This is a genomic window from Rhizobium sp. BK377, from assembly GCF_014193935.1.
Classification (GTDB): Bacteria; Pseudomonadota; Alphaproteobacteria; order Rhizobiales; family Rhizobiaceae; genus Rhizobium.
Genome location: NZ_JACIAC010000001.1, coordinates 950,906 through 967,929, shown reverse-complemented (window position 1 = coordinate 967,929; position 17,024 = coordinate 950,906). Strand labels below are relative to the sequence as shown.

Annotated in this window: 18 protein-coding genes; 11 read left to right on the top strand and 7 right to left on the bottom strand. The window is 59.8% G+C overall.

The window, feature by feature from the left end:
- Window positions 1-6 precede the first annotated feature (6 nt).
- From FHT92_RS04825 to FHT92_RS04795, 7 genes are all read left to right on the top strand, one after another.
- Window positions 7-1,905, top strand: coding sequence for a potassium transporter Kup (locus tag FHT92_RS04825; protein ID WP_183822905.1), 1,899 nt, complete (start codon window positions 7-9; stop codon window positions 1,903-1,905).
- Window positions 1,906-2,112: 207 nt separating this feature from the next.
- Window positions 2,113-3,291, top strand: a complete 1,179-nt coding sequence (locus FHT92_RS04820; protein WP_183822903.1) for a cell wall hydrolase — start codon at window positions 2,113-2,115, stop codon at window positions 3,289-3,291.
- A gap of 380 nt (window positions 3,292-3,671) precedes the next feature.
- A complete protein-coding gene (locus FHT92_RS04815) occupies window positions 3,672-4,010 on the top strand; it encodes an AtpZ/AtpI family protein (protein WP_183749125.1) in 339 nt (112 codons plus the stop codon).
- A gap of 58 nt (window positions 4,011-4,068) precedes the next feature.
- The gene (locus FHT92_RS04810; protein WP_183749126.1) at window positions 4,069-4,821 is read left to right on the top strand and encodes a F0F1 ATP synthase subunit A; all 753 of its coding nucleotides are present in this window, start codon (window positions 4,069-4,071) and stop codon (window positions 4,819-4,821) included.
- Window positions 4,822-4,887: 66 nt separating this feature from the next.
- Window positions 4,888-5,115 carry a F0F1 ATP synthase subunit C gene (locus FHT92_RS04805; protein WP_015338972.1) on the top strand — a complete coding sequence of 76 codons (228 nt, stop codon included), beginning with the start codon at window positions 4,888-4,890 and terminating at the stop codon, window positions 5,113-5,115.
- A 76-nt stretch (window positions 5,116-5,191) separates the two neighbouring features.
- Window positions 5,192-5,812 carry a F0F1 ATP synthase subunit B gene (locus FHT92_RS04800; protein ID WP_183822901.1) on the top strand — a complete coding sequence of 207 codons (621 nt, stop codon included), beginning with the start codon at window positions 5,192-5,194 and terminating at the stop codon, window positions 5,810-5,812.
- A 3-nt stretch (window positions 5,813-5,815) separates the two neighbouring features.
- Window positions 5,816-6,307, top strand: coding sequence for a F0F1 ATP synthase subunit B (locus tag FHT92_RS04795; RefSeq protein WP_007814282.1), 492 nt, complete (start codon window positions 5,816-5,818; stop codon window positions 6,305-6,307).
- A 205-nt stretch (window positions 6,308-6,512) separates the two neighbouring features.
- Here the strand turns inward: FHT92_RS04795 and FHT92_RS04790 are convergent, their stop codons facing one another.
- Window positions 6,513-7,205 carry a ribonuclease HII gene (locus FHT92_RS04790; RefSeq protein WP_183822899.1) on the bottom strand — a complete coding sequence of 231 codons (693 nt, stop codon included), beginning with the start codon at window positions 7,203-7,205 and terminating at the stop codon, window positions 6,513-6,515.
- 275 nt (window positions 7,206-7,480) lie between these two features.
- The gene (locus FHT92_RS04785; RefSeq protein ID WP_183822897.1) at window positions 7,481-8,638 is read right to left on the bottom strand and encodes a PA0069 family radical SAM protein; all 1,158 of its coding nucleotides are present in this window, start codon (window positions 8,636-8,638) and stop codon (window positions 7,481-7,483) included.
- A 140-nt stretch (window positions 8,639-8,778) separates the two neighbouring features.
- Here FHT92_RS04785 and FHT92_RS04780 point away from each other — a divergent pair, with 140 nt between their 5' ends.
- On the top strand, window positions 8,779-9,297 hold the full coding sequence (locus tag FHT92_RS04780) for a glycosyl transferase (RefSeq protein WP_183749157.1): 519 nt from the start codon (window positions 8,779-8,781) through the stop codon (window positions 9,295-9,297).
- A gap of 175 nt (window positions 9,298-9,472) precedes the next feature.
- Complete coding sequence (locus tag FHT92_RS04775) at window positions 9,473-9,787, top strand: hypothetical protein (protein ID WP_183822895.1); 315 nt, start codon at window positions 9,473-9,475, stop codon at window positions 9,785-9,787.
- 22 nt (window positions 9,788-9,809) lie between these two features.
- On the opposite strand, the gene moaB is transcribed toward FHT92_RS04775, so the two are convergent.
- From moaB to FHT92_RS04755, 4 genes are all read right to left on the bottom strand, one after another.
- Complete coding sequence (gene moaB, locus FHT92_RS04770; RefSeq protein WP_183822893.1) at window positions 9,810-10,361, bottom strand: molybdenum cofactor biosynthesis protein B; 552 nt, start codon at window positions 10,359-10,361, stop codon at window positions 9,810-9,812.
- Window positions 10,361-11,254 carry a 4-(cytidine 5'-diphospho)-2-C-methyl-D-erythritol kinase gene (locus FHT92_RS04765; protein ID WP_183749131.1) on the bottom strand — a complete coding sequence of 298 codons (894 nt, stop codon included), beginning with the start codon at window positions 11,252-11,254 and terminating at the stop codon, window positions 10,361-10,363. The genes moaB and FHT92_RS04765 overlap by 1 nt, the downstream gene beginning before the upstream one ends.
- 6 nt (window positions 11,255-11,260) lie before the next feature.
- Window positions 11,261-13,093, bottom strand: a complete 1,833-nt coding sequence (locus FHT92_RS04760; RefSeq protein WP_183749132.1) for a tetratricopeptide repeat protein — start codon at window positions 13,091-13,093, stop codon at window positions 11,261-11,263.
- A gap of 229 nt (window positions 13,094-13,322) precedes the next feature.
- A complete protein-coding gene (locus tag FHT92_RS04755) occupies window positions 13,323-14,339 on the bottom strand; it encodes a polyprenyl synthetase family protein (protein WP_183749133.1) in 1,017 nt (338 codons plus the stop codon).
- Window positions 14,340-14,448: 109 nt separating this feature from the next.
- Here FHT92_RS04755 and FHT92_RS04750 point away from each other — a divergent pair, with 109 nt between their 5' ends.
- Window positions 14,449-14,676, top strand: coding sequence for a DUF2007 domain-containing protein (locus FHT92_RS04750; RefSeq protein WP_183822891.1), 228 nt, complete (start codon window positions 14,449-14,451; stop codon window positions 14,674-14,676).
- A gap of 4 nt (window positions 14,677-14,680) precedes the next feature.
- A complete protein-coding gene (locus tag FHT92_RS04745) occupies window positions 14,681-15,457 on the top strand; it encodes a tRNA1(Val) (adenine(37)-N6)-methyltransferase (RefSeq protein ID WP_183822889.1) in 777 nt (258 codons plus the stop codon).
- Window positions 15,458-15,532: 75 nt separating this feature from the next.
- Here FHT92_RS04745 and FHT92_RS04740 read toward each other — a convergent pair whose 3' ends face one another.
- Entirely contained in the window at window positions 15,533-16,876 is a 1,344-nt protein-coding gene (locus FHT92_RS04740; protein WP_183822887.1) for an Nramp family divalent metal transporter, read from the bottom strand.
- Between the last annotated feature and the right edge of the window lie 148 nt (window positions 16,877-17,024).

The window sequence follows — 17,024 nt, the reverse complement described above, 5'->3', positions numbered from 1 at the left end:
TGCTTCATGTCTGAAGAAAGCCATTCTCACGAACGTCACCTTGGGCCGCGCAAGCTCTTCTATCTTGCGTTGGGTTCGGTAGGCGTCGTTTACGGAGATATCGGCACGAGCCCGCTTTATGCGTTCCGCGAAGCGCTGAAGCCGGTTGCCCATGACGGTCTCACCCGTTTCGAGGTCATTAGCCTGATTTCCCTGATGATCTGGGCGCTGACCATCATCGTCACCATCAAATACGTGCTTTTCCTGCTGCGCGCCGACAACGACGGCGAAGGCGGCACGCTGTCGCTGCTGGCCCTCCTGATGAAGACCGCCAACGGCCACACTGCGCTCTTGATGCTGCTCGGGCTGATGGGGGCAGCGCTCTTCCTGGGAGATGCCATGATCACCCCGGCGCTCTCGGTTCTCTCAGCCGTCGAAGGCCTGAAGCTCGTCACGCCGCAGCTATCGGATTATATCGTACCCATATCGGTGGCGATCCTGGCATTGCTCTTTGTCGTGCAGTCGCATGGAACGGGCGCGGTCGCCCGCTTCTTCGGTCCTATCACGGCGCTCTGGTTCCTCGTCATGGCCGCCGCCGGCATTGTGCACATTTCGGATGATTACGGCATCCTCGCCGCCTTCAACCCCTATTATGCCATCAGCTTCCTGCTGCACGAGGGCTTCTACGGCGTAGTCGTTCTCGGCGCAGTCTTCCTGACCGTCACCGGCGCGGAAGCGCTCTATGCGGATCTCGGCCATTTCGGTCGGCGTCCGATCCAGTGGGCATGGTTTGTGCTTGTCTTTCCGTCGCTGACGCTGAACTATCTGGGGCAGGGGGCGCTCGTTCTCGGCAATCCGATGACGATGTCCGATCCCTTCTACCTCATGTATCCGCAATGGGCGCTCTTGCCGGTCGTCATTCTCGCAACCGCCGCCACCATCATCGCAAGCCAGGCCGTCATAACAGGCGCCTTCTCGCTCGTGCGCCAGGGGATCAACCTCGGCTTCCTGCCGCGCATGGAAATCCTCTTCACATCCGAGACCAATACCGGGCAGATCTTCGTGCCGTCGGTCAATGCGGTACTGTTTTTCGGCGTTATCTTCCTCGTGCTCGGGTTCAAGACCTCGGATGCGCTGGCCACCGCCTACGGCATCTCCGTCACCGGCGCGATGGTGGTCACCTCGATCATGGCCTTTGAATTCGTCCGTGCCCGCTGGAACTGGTCGCTTCCGGTTGCCATTATCGCACTCGCGCCGCTGGTTGTTCTCGAACTGATCTTCCTCGGCGCCAACCTCTTGAAGATTCACGACGGCGGTTACATCCCGATCATGATCGCAACGGCTTTCACCGTCATCATGTGGACCTGGCGTCGCGGCACGGCGATCCTGACGGAAAAGACCCGTCACACCGATATTCCGCTCGCGTCCTTCGTCAGCTCCATCGAGCGCAAGAGCGAGCATTCGCCGGCCCATGTTCCAGGCACTGCGATCTTCCTGACCAGCGATCCGGATTCCGCACCCGCCGCACTGCTGCACAATCTCAAGCACAATCATGTGCTTCATGATCGCAACGTCATCCTGACGATCCGCACGGTCAACAAGCCGCGCGTCTCGCCGCAGGAGCGCTATAAAGTCGAGCAAATATCGGAACGCTTCTCGCGCGTGGAACTGCTCTTCGGCTTCATGGAATCGCAGAATGTCTCGCAGGCGCTGGCGGCACTGCGCAAGACCGGCCTGAAGTTCGACATTATGACGACGTCCTTCTATCTCGGTCGCCGCAAGCTGGTACCCGACGCCAAGTCCGGTATGCCCTATTGGCAGGACCGCCTCTACATCGCGCTCGCCAACGCTGCCGCCAATCCGTCGGACTACTTCCGCCTGCCGGCGAACCGCGTTGTGGAACTGGGCTCGCACGTCATCATCTGACGGGAAAGAAGGAGAGGGCGCCATATCGTCCTCTCCAATTTCTGTGCCGAGCACGGAATGAGACGATGCAACTCGTGAGAATGTCAGCCTCATTGGAACATACTGAAATCCTCATGGGCATAATCCGGAACAGGTCGTTAACCAGCTATCAAGGTTAATGCGAGATTTTCTTGGGACTGTTCCTGCGTCCCATGCTCGGAGTCCGCGTTGCGTCGAAATGGCCGTTCCCGCAGCAAGCTGCGTCTCTTGCCCCAGAATTGGATCTCTCCTGCGATCTTCGGCGTGGCCGGCTGGCTGATCTTTCCGAGCGTCGCTTCCCACGCCGATCTTGCCACCATGCTCGCCGGTCTCGACAACGATGGCGAAAGCTGGCGCATGGTTCTGACCAATTCGCCCGCAGGCTCCATCCATCAAGCGGAACTCGCCTTTGCCGATCCCGCTGCCACCGGCTCGATCGCTGCCGGTGCCGGCATGGTGCTGCCCGACGGCCGTAAGGTTGCCTTCGTCTCCGGTGAGAAGGGCAATGAGAGTAGCCCGGACGAGGATCGCGTCAATCGCGATGCCAAGAAAGGCCGCGTCGTCGCCGTCGAAAAGGTGCAGCCGCCAAAAGATTTCTCCGCCGGTTCGATCCTTGAACGCACCAGACTTCTCTTCCGCCCGGTCTTCGATCTCAAGGATAAGTCTGCCTTCGTGAAGCCGACAATCAAGGGCAAGGAGATCGAGATTGCCACGGCCTTCTACAAGACGCAGCCGACGCCACAGCAGGACAATGCTGTACCGGCAATGCTGGCAAGCCTCGTGACCAGCAATAAGGCGGATGTATTGGCGACGGCCTATGCGGCGGCAGCACCGGATTATTCCCGCCAGTCGCCTTTCGATTCGATCCTGACCGACAAGGATGAAGGTCGCTTCGTGCCGCAGATAGGCCCGAAGGATCATGCCTGGGCTGCTAGCATCCTCCCGCCCAGTGTCTTTTCCGCAAGCGAGCAGCAATGCCTTGCTTCAGGGATCTATTTCGAAGCGCGCGGCGAATCCGTGAAGGGGCAGGCGGCCGTCGCGCAGGTCATCCTCAACCGCGTCCGCAACCCAGCCTATCCGAAGACCATCTGCGGGGTCGTCTATCAGAACGAAGACTGGCGCAACCGCTGCCAGTTTTCCTTCGCCTGCGACAGCATCAAGGACCGTGTGAACTCGCAATATCACTGGCGCGTCGCCCGCGACGTCGCCCTAGCCGTAACCGCCGGCAAGATCTGGCTGCCGCAAGTGGGGTCGTCCACGCATTACCACGCGGTCTACGTCCGGCCGAATTGGGCGAGGACCATGGAAAAAGTCGGCCGCATCGGCATGCATGTCTTCTACCGCACCTATGGCGGCGGCTGGAGCTAATTTCGCGCAAAAGCGTGCGGTGGTTTTGCGATAACGATATGCGTGAAGCAAAAGCCTGAAGCGTGGCAAGCGAATCCGAAGGATCGCGACACGCTTTAAGCAAAAGGGCACTGATTGCCGATTTTTTGCCGCCCGGCGTTGTTCGAAGACGGATTCTGTCGATGAAATCGGGCGCGAGGGGGCAAGGTCCGCTTAAATATTTGATTTTGTGAGATTATTTTATGGCTGGACACAAGCTCGCTACGCCTTGACTATACTAATCCCTAAAACTATGTTGCGCGCGACTTCAGAACGGGCCGGAAGGTTCTTTAACCTTCGCGTCCGTGGTTCGGAAAACCGGGGTAGCGGGATTGCGGGCGACGGGAGCGGAGGAGAGCACGATGGCGGATGACCGCGAAGAAAGTCTTGAACAGCGCCGTCGGCAGCTGGAAGCGGAACTTGCCTCCAAGCGTGTCGATGACAGGAAGGAAGAAGCGCGGGAGGCCAGCGCCGAGCAGAGCCGTAAAGGTTATGCCCAGGCGATGAAGCTTTCGAGCGAATTCATTTCTGCCATCGTTGTCGGTGCTGTACTCGGCTGGCTCTTCGACCATTTTGTTGGCACGACGCCTTGGGGGTTGATTGTTCTTCTGCTTCTTGGATTCTGTGCCGGCGTTTTGAATGTTTTGCGCGCTGCGGGGAAGGTTGCCCAACCCCTGGATCGCCAAAACGCTGATAAATAGGGCCGCCCGGCCCAGTGCAATTTCCGCTTCCCGGCGGGCCAAAGAGAGAGAGCAACCGGTGTCAAACGATCCGACTCATCAGTTCCAGATCTTCAAGATTGTGCCGATCGAGATCGGCGGGATTGATTTCTCGTTCACCAATGCATCGCTCTTCATGGTGGCTTCGGCTGCCGTCGCTGCTGGCTTCCTTTATTTCTCGACCACGACCCGCGCTATCGTTCCTGGCCGTTCGCAGTCGCTTGCCGAAATGTCCTACGAGTTCATTGCCGGAATGCTGAAGGAAGGCGCGGGCACCAAGGGAATGAAGTTTTTCCCGCTGGTCTTCTCACTCTTCATGTTCGTGCTGACGGCAAATCTGCTCGGCATGTTCCCGTATTTCTTCACGATCACCAGCCAGATCATCGTCACCTTCGCGCTCGCGATCCTCGTCATCGGCACGGTTCTCGTCTACGGCTTCTATAAGCACGGCTTCCACTTCTTTAATGTCTTCGTGCCCTCGGGCGTGCCGGGCATTCTGTTGCCGCTGGTCGTCGCGATCGAAATCATTTCCTTCCTGTCCCGGCCGATTTCATTGTCGGTTCGTCTTTTCGCAAACATGCTCGCCGGTCACATTACGCTGAAGGTGTTCGCAGGCTTCGTCGCCTCGCTTGGAGCCCTCGGTGCAGTCGGTGTCGGCGGAGCCGTTCTTCCTCTCATCATGACCGTCGCCCTGACCGGTCTCGAGTTCCTCGTTGCCTTCCTTCAGGCTTACGTCTTTGCGGTGCTGACTTGCATGTACCTCAATGACGCGATCCATCCAGGCGGGCACTAAGGATAACGACATCGACGTCAAAGGGCGTCAGTCATTCGCCGCAACAACCATTTAAAGGAGTTCAACATGGACGCGGAAGCAGCAAAGTTCATCGGTGCAGGTCTGGCTTGCTTTGGTATGGCCGGTACGGCTCTCGGCCTCGGCAACATCTTCGGCAGCTACCTCTCCGGCGCTCTGCGCAATCCGTCTGCCGCTGACAGCCAGTTCGGCCGTCTGGTATTCGGTTTTGCCGTTACGGAAGCTCTGGGCATCTTCTCGCTGCTCGTCGCTCTTCTCCTCCTCTTCGCCGTCTAATTTCGGTGGGATTGATGGATCACGGCCTGCGAACAGCGAGCCGTGATCCTTTGCATTTGTACACCTGGAGGTGAGCATGTTTTTTGTGACCCCGGCCTACGCTGAAGAGGTCCCGGCGGGAACCGCGACGGATGCGCATGCCGCTCCGGCTGCCGGCGAGGTCCATACCGAGACCGGCGTCGCCGAAGGCGAGCACGCGCGTGGGCCTTTCCCGCCCTTCGATTCGTCGACCTATGCATCCCAGCTCCTCTGGCTGGCGATTACGTTCGTCATTTTCTACCTGCTCATGCAAAAGGTCATCGCACCGCGCATCGGCGCCATCCTTGAGCAGCGTCACAACCGCATCTCGCAGGATGTCGAAGAAGCCGGCCGCCTGAAGGCGGAAGCCGATGCTGCCGTCGCAACCTATGAAGGCGAACTTGCCGCTGCCCGCGCTAAGGCAAACTCGATCGGTACTGCAGCTCGTGACGCCGCCAAGGTTAAGGCCGAGGGTGATCGTCGCACGGTCGAGGCTAGCCTGACCGAAAAGCTGAAGGCTGCCGAGGCCCGTATCGCTGATGTGAAGGCAAAGGCTTTTGCCGATGTCGGTGCCATCGCCGAGGAAACCGCTGCAGCCGTTGTCGAACAGCTCATCGGCGGCTCTGCTGCCCAGTCTGATGTTGCCGCTGCCGTTGCAGCCGCCAAGAAGGAGGCTTGATCGATGGAATTTGCTTTCGATGCGACTTTCTTCGCCTTCGTTGGCCTCGTTCTCTTCCTGGCATTGATCGTTTACCTGAAGGTCCCAGGCATGATGGCGAAGTCGCTTGACGACCGCGCCGACCAGATCCGCAACGAGCTGGCGGAAGCCAAGCGTCTGCGCGAAGAGGCTCAGCACCTGCTCGCTGAATATCAGCGCAAGCGCAAGGAGGCCGAAGCCGAAGCTGCGCACATCGTGGCAGCTGCCGAGCGAGAGGCCGAAATGCTGACCGCCGAGGCGAAGAAGAAAACGGAAGAATTCGTCGCTAACCGGACGGCTCTTTCCGAGCAGAAGATCAAGCAGGCCGAAGCCGACGCAATGAAGGCTGTTCGCTCTGCTGCCGTCGATCTCGCCATCGCAGCCGCTGAATCCGTCATTGGCAAACAGGCTGATGGCAAGGTTCAGTCGGAACTCTTCGGTCAGGCCGTCGGCGAAGTGAAGACCCGCCTCAACTGATCTGCAGTTCTACAGGATTAGAAAAGCCTCGCTTCAGCGGGGCTTTTCTGTTTGGAAGATAGCGTTGCGCTCAGCGGTGATGCGTGGGGCGGCTGGAAACGGTGGATAGCTTCGAAACCTTCTGGCGAAACTTCGGTGGTCGGTACGGCAAAGGAGTGTCCTGGCTTTCTGCCATTGCTGTAGCCCGTAGAAACCGCACCGGAGCCTAATCCTCCAGCATCTCTCCATTCACCTCTCCCACGACGCCGTCCTTGCGGAGCGGCCGGAAGCTCATCCGGTGCAGCGAGCATGGCCCGTGCTTTTCGATGCCGGAGCGATGCTGCGCCGTGCCATAACCGACATGAGCGGCAAAACCGTATTCGGGAAACACCAGATGCGCGCGTGCCATCATTCGGTCACGTGTCACCTTTGCCACGATGGAGGCAGCCGCAATCGAGACGGATCGTGCGTCGCCCTTCACCACGGCCTGCCCCGGGCAGTCCAGCCCTGCAGGCACGTCCAACCCGTCCGTCAGCACATAGCTTGCCGGTACGGATAGGCCGCAGATCGCGCGGCGCATGGCGTCGAGGCTTGCCTTGCGGATATCGGTCTCGTCGATGCGCGTGGAGCTGGAAGACGCGATGGAAACCGTGGCGGTCGCGATTATCTGGACGAACAGCTCCTCGCGCTTCTGTGCCGAAAGTTGCTTGGAGTCGTTCAGGCCTTCGGGAATGCGCTTTGGATCGAGGATCACCGCTGCGGCAACGACAGGGCCTGCAAGCGGTCCGCGTCCAGCCTCATCAGCGCCCGCGACAGGCCAATGGCCAGCACTGCGGGCTTTCAGCTCCAGCCGGAAATCCGGGACGAGGGGGACCTCTTCAAAGAGCAGAGGAGAATCGGGTGGCGTGCGACGTTTCATGCGGTTGAACCTCGCACGCCAACCCGATTTCCTGCAAGCCCCCGGATCAGGGCGGCGACGGCCGGGGGCTGTCCGGCGGACGGTGCGGTCAGGGCCATCCGCGGAATTGCGCAAGGCAGAAGACGCAGGGCAGGTCTTCTTCACGCCTCACGCAAGCTCGTGAGCAATTCCAGCAAAAGTGCGCAGCGGTTTTGCGTCCGGAATTGCGTAAAAGAAACAGGCAATTCCAGCAAAAGTGCGCAACGGTTTTGCTGGAATTGCATGAAAATAACCAGTCACAGTAGCGAAAGCTGCACCCCGCTTCCGTCAGGCGGCACAAATAAGTCGTCACGTAGCGCGAGGCTTCGACGGGTCAGTTCAAGCCGCTTCACTGCCATCTCGAAGCGGCGGGCGATCTGCCAGGCGTAGGGTCCGGCGCCTTTCATGCGCTTGCCGAATTCGGCGTCGTAATCCTTGCCGCCGCGCATCGAGCGCACCAGCGACATCACATGACGATAGCGATCAGGATAATTCTGCAGCAGCCAGTCACGGAACAGCGGGCTTACTTCCAGTGGCAGCCGCAACAATACGTAGCTCGCTTCTTCCGCTCCTGCCGCTTTAGCGGCATCGAGAATACGTTCCAGTTCGTGATCGTTGAGTGCCGGAATGATCGGCGCGGCCATCACCGACGTCCGCACACCGGCCTCCGAAAGCCCGCGGATCGCCTCCAGCCTGCGCGTCGGCGTCGAAGCCCGCGGCTCCATGAGGCGCGCAAGCTTGCGATCGAGCGTCGTGACCGAAATGCCGACGCGCACGATGTTTTTCGCCGCCATCTCCGTGAGAATATCGAGATCGCGCAGGATCATCGCCGACTTGGTGACGATCGCAACGGGATGGTTCGCTTTGTTCAATACCTCGAGGATCTGCCGCATGATGCGCCATTCCTTTTCGATCGGCTGGTAAGGGTCGGTGTTGGTGCCGATCGCGATGACGCGTACCTTGTAACCGGGCTTGGCAAGCTCCCGTTCCAGAAGCTTAGGCGCGTCCGGCTTGGCAAAGAGCTTGCTTTCGAAATCCAGCCCTGCCGAAAGGCCCATATAAGCATGGGTCGGTCGGGCGAAGCAGTAGATGCAGCCATGCTCGCAGCCGCGATAGGGATTGATCGACCGATCGAAGGAGAGATCGGGAGATTCGTTGCGGGTAATCGCAGTGCGCGGCTTTTCGATCTGCACATCCGTCTTGAACGGCGGCAGTTCCTCGAGCGTCTGCCAGCCGTCATCGAAGGTTTCGCGCTGTGTAGGCTCGAAGCGGCCGCTGGGGTTCAGTCCCGCGCCGCGGCCACGCCGCCGGTCAACCTCGATGCGCAGCCCAGAAGCCGCGATCATCGCGTCGGCAATATCCGCCGTATTGGCAGGCGCAAATGCGGCCTGCCCTGCAAGGGACTGTGGTTTCATCGGATTCTCCAGCGGCGGAAAAATGCGCGATCCCGCTCGTTTTGATGATTAAATTCCTATCCTCAAAATGAGAACAATGCAAGAACAAAATGCGGAAAGTGGTGCTGGCAAAATTTTGTGCGGCGCTCTATAAACAGGCAATGTTGACTGTCGTTCTCGAATGCCAGGATCAGGAACCTGAGCTGGCCCAGACCCTATCGGTGTTGGTGGCGGGTGCCGTGGAAGGCCTTGTCAGTGACGTGGTTGTGCTCGATTACGGCTCGCGCGATGGCTCCGCGCGGGTGGCGGATGCTGCCGGCTGCCGTTTCCATTCCCAGTGGGATATCAAGGACATTATCCGTTCTGCCCGCGGCGAATGGCTGCTCTTCGTCGAGCCGGGCGCAAGACCGCAGGCAGGCTGGATCGACGAAGTCTCGGAGTATGTGGCCTTGAACAAGGTCCCTGCGCGCTTTACCGCCTCGCGCGGCTATCGCCGCCCTTTTTTCCAGCGTGTAGGTCGTGTCAGGCCGCCACTGGAGCTCGGCCTGCTCATACCGAAGAAACTTGCCATTTCAGCTGCAAAAAGCGGCATGCGCCTTACCGAATTCGCCAAGGCACAGAAGCCACGCCAACTCTCCAGCGAATTGATTCCCTCCTGGGTCGCGCGCGCCGCGCGCTAGTGCACTCCTCAATAGCGAAAAGATGGCGCCCAATAGGATTTCGCGCTATAATTTGAGTATGGCGCCGCCGAAGCGTTTGGCTTCGCAACGGATGGCCATGGAATGCCGGTGAACGGCAGAACAGGTCAACGAAAATCTCCTCTTCTGCCGGGTTCCCGGCAAAAGGAGGTGCGTCATGCTACGCAATATGGTCCACAGCCTGCTGGCCGTCATATTGACGGCATTGCTGATCGCGCATCCGCATCCGGCGGCATCGCAGATGATGCGCAGTTGCGCAGGCCGATCCGAGATCGTCAAATTCCTGGACAGCAACTTTGCTGAAAAGCTCACGGCAGTCGGACTGATCAACCAGAACGCCGTTCTCGAGGTCTATGCCGCTGAAAGCGGCACCTGGACACTCATCGTCACGGACGTTCACGGCATAAGCTGCGTGCTACTGTCCGGCGATAGCTGGGAAAGCATGCCCGCCCTGCCGGGCCTCGCGACATAGCGATGTCGCTGTCGCAGCCAGCCTATTTCATCGCGCCGCGCTTGAGGTGCTCGTCGAGCCGCGGCATGATCTCCACGAAGTTGCAAGGCATCTGCCGGTAGTCGAGCTGCGCCTTCAATATGCCGTCCCAGGCATCCTTGCAGGCGCCGGGCGAGCCTGGCAGCACGAAGATGAAGGTAGCGTTGGCAACACCTGCCGTGGCGCGCGACTGGATCGTCGAGGTGCCGATCTTGTCGTAGGAAATCCGGTGGAACACGGCTGAAAACCCATCCATCTTCTTTTCGAAGAGAGGTTCAAGCGCGTCGGGCGTCACGTCGCGGCCGGTAAAGCCGGTACCGCCCGTGGTGATGACGACGTCGATCTCCTTGGCTTCCGTCCAGGCGCGTACACGCGCTGCGATCCTCTCGCGGTCGTCGGGCACGATGTCGCGGTCGATCAGCTGATGTCCGGCCTCGGCAATCCGCGCAGCCAGCGTATCGCCGGATTTGTCGTCCGCCGGCGTACGCGTATCCGAAACGGTCAGAACCGCAATGCCGAGGGGTATAAAAAGCCTCTTTTCGTCCAGGCCTGCCATCATGTGCCTCCTGCGAAGGTCTCCGTCGCCTGGAAATACCAGTCCGGGCGAGCCGCGTGAAGACGCTCAGCGGCACGCAACGCAGCAACGGGCGTATCGAATATGCCGAAGCAGGTCGCGCCAGAACCGGACATGCGGGTGAAGTTCGCACCTTCTGCAGTCAGCATATTGGAAATCTCGGCGATCTCAGGCACCAGTTCCCGCGCCGGCAGCTCGAGATCATTGCGTGTCGCCCGGATAGCCTCCAACCAGTGCGGCGTTTTCGCCAGGACCAGCGGCGGATTATTCTTGGTAACAAGTCGTCGGAAGATCTCGGGCGTGGGAACGCCTTTCAGCGGATTGGCGAGCACCATGGCGAAGGAGGGCAGGGAATCGACCGTCTCAATCTGTTCGCCGATACCGCGGGCGATCAGCGGTGTGCTTTTCAGGCACATCGGCACGTCGGCGCCAAGTCTCAACGCAAGAGCGCCAACGGTCTCAGCGGGAAGCGCGATATCCCACAGGCGCATCAGCCCGCGCAACGTCGCAGCCGCATCCGCCGAACCGCCGCCGATACCGGAAGCGACCGGCAGGTTCTTTTCCAGATGGATGCGCACGGGCGAAGCGCCACCTGCAATTTCACGCAGCAGGTCGCGCGCCTTCAGCACCAGATTGGTGCCGGGATCATCGGCCAGCACATCGGCGAATTGCCCGGAAAGCGTGAAATCATCGGTATCAGCAGGAGCAAAGCCAAGCCGGTCGCCATGGCGCGCAAATGTGACCAGCATTTCAAGAAGGTGATAGCCGTCAGACCTCTGACCTGTCACATGCAGAGCCAGATTGATTTTTGCGCAGGCATTTTCGGTAACGGCGAAATCGCCTGTTACGGAAAGGAGCGCACCCGTTTCAGGCATGCGACTTCAAGACTTCTTGTCGACCGGCGGCGGCGGCGTCGGCTGCGGATCAGGTTGCTTCTTGTCGGCAGCCTTAGAATCGTCGTTCTGGGCTGGCAGGCCGTTCGCAACCTTTTCCTTGATCTTTGGAATCTCGGCTTCCTCTGGTTCTGAGGCGAGAGCGCGGTTCCATTGATAGACTGCTTCAAGCTTGCGGCCAACACGCCAGTAGGCATCGCCGAGATGATTGTTGATCGTCGCGTCGCCAGCCTTGATCTGGGCGGCACGCTCCAGCTCGTCGACCGCATCGTCGAAACGGTTGAGGCGGAAATAGGCCCAACCGAGCGAGTCGATGATATAACCGTCGTCAGGACGCAGCTCGACGGCCTTCTTGATCATTTCGAGGCCCTCGTCGAGGTTGCGGTTCATGTCGATCCAGGAATAGCCGAGATAATTGAGAACCTGCGGCTGGTTCGGATTGAGGTCGAGCGCCTTGCGGAAGTTCGGCTCCGCCTGGTCCCACTTCTTCAGCCGCTCATAGGCGATGCCGCGCTGGAAGAAGACGCTCCAGTCTGCACGGCCCGGCAGCGGCCCGATCACTTCGACGGCCTTGTCGTAATTGTCGGCCATCGCCTGATAGTCCTTGGCGTCGGAAAGCACGCTGCCATAGGCGAGATAGCTCCTGACATCCTTCGGGTCGGAAGCGATCAGCGCCTGCAGGTGCTTGCGGGCTTCGTCCACCTTACCGCCTTGCGCGAGCGCGAGGCCCAGCTGCAGTTCTGAAATGCGGCGCATCGGCGAACTCGCCGGCACCTTCTGGTAAAGCGCGATCGCCCGGTCCATCTGGTTCTGCTTTTCGGCAATGCCGCCGAGCAGTACCAGCGTGTCGGCACTGTTCGGATCGAGCGCCTTGGCTGTCTGCAGATAGAGCGAGACGATGTCCTCGGCGCCGTCGCGGTTCAGCGCGCCGCCGACCGAGAAGAGTACCCCGGCCGCGCCCTCTTCGGCGCTCTTGACCTGCTGTTCCTGCTTCTCGCCCTTTTCGATGCTGTCGCGCAACGCGTTCAGCGGGGCATAATTCGGCAGCAGGTTGTCGCCGACGGAAACAGCGTCGAGCGCCTTCTGCTTATTCCCCTGCGAAGCTTCGAGGCGGGCAAGCGCCATGATGGCGCGCATGAACGTGTCGGGGGCAGTCGCGCCGCCTTCCTTGTCGAGCACGGCATCATTGAGATGCTGGCGGGCAGATTTGACATCGCCGTTGACGATCGCGATCGCACCGGCATTGTAGTTCTTGAAGATGCGGACCCAATCCGGTCCCTTCATCTTCTCGACCATGGTGAGCCCTTCCCTGCCGCGGCCAGCACCCACTCGCGCCCAGGCCAGCAGAAGGTCGTTCATCATGCGGTCGAGATCGTTCGGACCATCATATTTCAGGATCGATTCTGCCGTTTTGAACTCGCCGCGGCGCATCGCATCCATGCCGCGCACGATCGTGGTAATCCGCTCGACGGTCGGATCGCCCTTCAGGTCGTTGGCATATTTCACGCCGTCCTTGATATCCCCATTGAGGAGCAGCGAGATCATCAGGCGCTGGCGGATTTCCGGATTGCCCGGCTCGATCTGCAGGGCTTTCTTGTAAAGTTCGATCGCCGTCGGATAGTCGTGATCCACATCGGCCGTGCGGGCAGCGAGGAAAGCGCCGGAGAAGGTCGAAACATTATCCGGATCAAAGGTCACGGCCTTGCTGGCGTCATCTGCCTTGGCCGCATCTTCGGCGTTCACACCGCCAATTCCGCCGAGCGAAAGGACCGCCGCCAGGGCTGCGCTCGAAAGGAGACGGGTGACAAATCTCTGCCGCATTAGAAAACCTTTCTTCAGGGACGGCCGGAAAACGTGCCGGCCGCAAAATCAGTTGCAAACACTGATTCACAACAGGATGGCTTTTTTGAAGCGGCCCTGCAAGAAATTCAGCCCTCGTCTGGGACGTTTGATTAAGCGTGCGCGCAAAAGTGCGCTACGGTTTGCGGTAACGACACGCGTCAAACAATCTTAAAGCGTGGCAAGCGAATCCTTGATATCGCGACACGCTTTAATTCACGCGCTCGATGCAGAAGTCGATGACCTCCATCAGGGCTGATTTCCAAGCGCTCTCGGGCAGCGGCGCGAGCGCATCCCGTGCGATCGTGCCGTAATGAACCGCCCGCTGAATCGTGTCGTTCAGCGTGCCGTATTTGGTAATCAGGCCGAGCGCCTTTTCCAGGTTGGCATCGCTGCCGTTGCCGCCTTCGATCGCATCACGCCAGAAGGTGCGCTCTTCCTGCGTGCCGCGGCGGTAGGCGAGGATGATCGGCAGCGTAATCTTGCCCTCGCGGAAATCGTCGCCGACATTTTTCCCGAGATCGGCAGCCTTGCCGCCATAATCCAGCGCATCGTCGACGAGCTGGAAAGCAAGGCCGAGGTTCATGCCGTAGGATTTCAGTGCGTTGCGGCCGGATTTGCCGGTTTCCGCGACGATCGGCCCGACTTCTGCAGCCGCGGCAAAAAGTGCTGCCGTCTTGGCGCGGATGACAGAGAGGTAATCGTCCTCGGTCGTTTCCATGTTCTTTGCGACGGAGAGCTGCAGCACCTCGCCCTCGGCGATAACGCAGGCTGCGGAGGAGAGCACGTCGAGCGCTTCCAGCGAGCCGACTTCCACCATCATGCGGAAGGCCTGGCCGAGCAGGAAGTCGCCGACGAGCACGCTTGCCTGGTTGCCCCAGATCGTGCGCGCGGTCGACTTGCCGCGGCGAAGGTCGCTTTCGTCTACCACGTCGTCATGCAAAAGCGTTGCCGTGTGCATGAACTCGACTGATGTGGCGAGCTTGATGTGGTTTTCGCCCCGATAGCCTAGGAGCGAGGCCGCTGCGAGCGTCAGCATCGGCCGCAGGCGCTTGCCGCCAGAGGAGATGAGATGGTTTGCCACCTCAGGGATCATCTGGACGTCGGAGCCGGCCTTGGAAAGGATAAGCTGGTTCACCCGCTCCATATCAGCCTTGGTAAGGTCCACCAGCGGCTTGATGGAAGCTAGTTTGTTTTTGTTTTCTTCAAGCGATATGACCACGCCCAACGACCCGGACTCCTGTTCATTCATTGCCTTTGACAATAGAAAGGGCCGATGGAGGCGGCAAGGGGTGAATTGTCGCTGCCAGCAAAATCGAAAAGGAAAATGACGGCAAATGCATGAGCTTATCCGCGCAAACGATCCCGTTCTGCTCTCATTTGCAGAGAGCCTCATGAAGGATGCGGGAATTCCGTGCTTGATCGCTGATCAGGGGATGAGCGTGCTGGAGGGTTCGCTCGGCATGCTGCCGCGTCGCCTGTTGGTCGATGAGGCGATGGCCGATCAAGCCCGCCGCATCCTCACCGATGCGGGTCTCGGCGGCGAATTGCGCGAGCGGAAGTGAAAGGATGATGCAGGCGGTGACCGACACAACGGATGCCTTTCATCGCGGCCTCTTCCATATCGTCCAGCCCAAGGGCAGGGGGCATCGCGCCGGCATGGACGCCATGATGCTGGCGGCCCTCGTTGCCGACGATCGCCCGATAAAAGTGGCCGATCTCGGTGCTGGTGCAGGTGCGGCAGGTCTTGCCGTCGCCTCCCGCCTTCCGAAGGCTGAGGTCGTGCTGTTTGAACGCTCGGCAGAGATGGCAAACTACGCTCGCCGTAGTATCGAACTGCCCGACAATGCCCATTTGGCAGGCCGCGTCTCGGTCATCGAAGCCGATGTCACGTTGACGGCCAAGGCGCGCAATGATGCGGGTCTCATCGACGAGAGCTTCGATCACGTTATTATGAACCCGCCGTTCAACGATGCCGGCGACCGCAGGACGCCGGATGCGCTGAAGGCGGAGGCCCATGCCATGACGGATGGCCTGTTCGAGAGCTGGATCCGCACGGCCGGCGCCATCATGATACCGGGCGGACAACTGTCGCTGATCGCGAGGCCGCAATCGATCGCCGAGATCATCGACGCCTGCGGCAGGCGCTTCGGCGGCATCGAGATCACCGCCATTCACCCGCGTGAAGGGGGAAACGCCGTCCGCATCCTCGTAACGGCGATCAAGGGCTCACGGGCACGGCTTTCGCTGCGTGCGCCCCTCATCATGCACGAGGAGGGGGGCCACAAGTTCTCCCCTCTCGTCGATGATTTCAACAATGGCCGCGCGGCCTATGGCAGACTCTGAACCAATTCCAGGAAAGCTGTGCAGCGGTTTCGTTCTGAATGGCGTAAACCAATTCAGGATTGCCCGAGAACAAGCTTAGCCTCCGGTCACGAAGTCGAGGAGCAACTTGACGTTCAGACCGGCGATCACGACAGCGACCACATAGGCGACGGTGCTGAGCCATTTCGGAGCGACGAGTTCCCCCATCTTCGCCTTGCTCGCCGTGAACATCACCAGCGGGAAGACGGCGAAGGAAAGCTGCAGGCTAAGCACCACCTGGGTCAGGATCAGCAGTTCAGCAGTACCCTGATCGCCGTACCAGATCGTTACGAAAGCCGCGGGAACAATGGCGATGGCGCGGGTGATCAGGCGCCGCACCCAGGGCTTCAGCCGGATTTTCAGGAAGCCTTCCATGACGATCTGCCCCGCGAGCGTGGCGGTAACCGTGGAATTCAAGCCGCAGCAGAGCAGCGCGATGCCGAAGAGGGTCGGCGCAATGGCAAGGCCAAGCAGCGGCGACAGCAGCGAATGCGCCTCACCGAGCTCCACCACATCCGTCTTGCCGTTGGCATTGAAGGCGGCTGCGGCAAGAATCAGGATCGAGGCGTTGATCAGAAGTGCGAAACAGAGCGCCACGGTGGAGTCGAGGGTCGCAAACGTCAGCGCTTCCTTCTTCTCCGGCACGGTATGGCCGTAGGAGCGCGTCTGCACGATACCCGAGTGAAGATAGAGATTGTGCGGCATCACGGTAGCACCCAGAATACCAAGCGCCAGATAAAGCATCTCCGGATTGGTAACGACCTCGGTCGTCGGGAAGAAGCCCTTGATGACGGCGCCCCATTGCGGGTCGGCCAGGAAGATCTGGATCGCAAAGCAGATCGCGATGACGCCGAGCAGCGTGATGATGAAGGCCTCCATCCAGCGGAAGCCGAGCCTCTGCAGCAGAAGGATGACGAACACGTCGAGTGCTGTGATCAGCACGCCGATTTCGAGTGGAATACCGAAAAGCAGATTGAGGCCGATCGCCGTACCGATCACTTCGGCAATATCGGTGGCGATGATGGCGATTTCCGCAAAAGCCCAGAGCGGCACTGCGACATAGCTCGGATAGGCATCGCGACAGGCCTGCGCCAGGTCGCGGCCGGAGCCGATCGCAAGACGCGCGCAAAGCGATTGCAGCACGATTGCCATGATGTTCGAAAGCAGTGCGACGGTTAGCAGCGCATAGCCGAACTTCGATCCGCCGGCGAGCGAGGTCGCCCAGTTGCCAGGGTCCATGTAGCCGACCGCCACCATGTAGCCGGGGCCGAGGAAGGCTGCCGCGCGCCGCCACGTGGAGCTGTGCCGCCCCGTACCAACCGTACGGTAGACGTCGGAGAGTGAAGCTTCCCCGCGCTCGGTCCGCCAGCCGCCCTTTGCCTTCGGATTTACGATGTCCATGCCATTTCACCTGTTTAACTATACCGGCACTATGCCCGATTAGAATGATAATGCAAGTCATTCGCAACAAGAAAAGTGCTGCCTGTCCTTTTCTGAACGCGGCCATTGCGTTTGCCGTTCCAACGCATACATGCAATGCCCGTGTAAT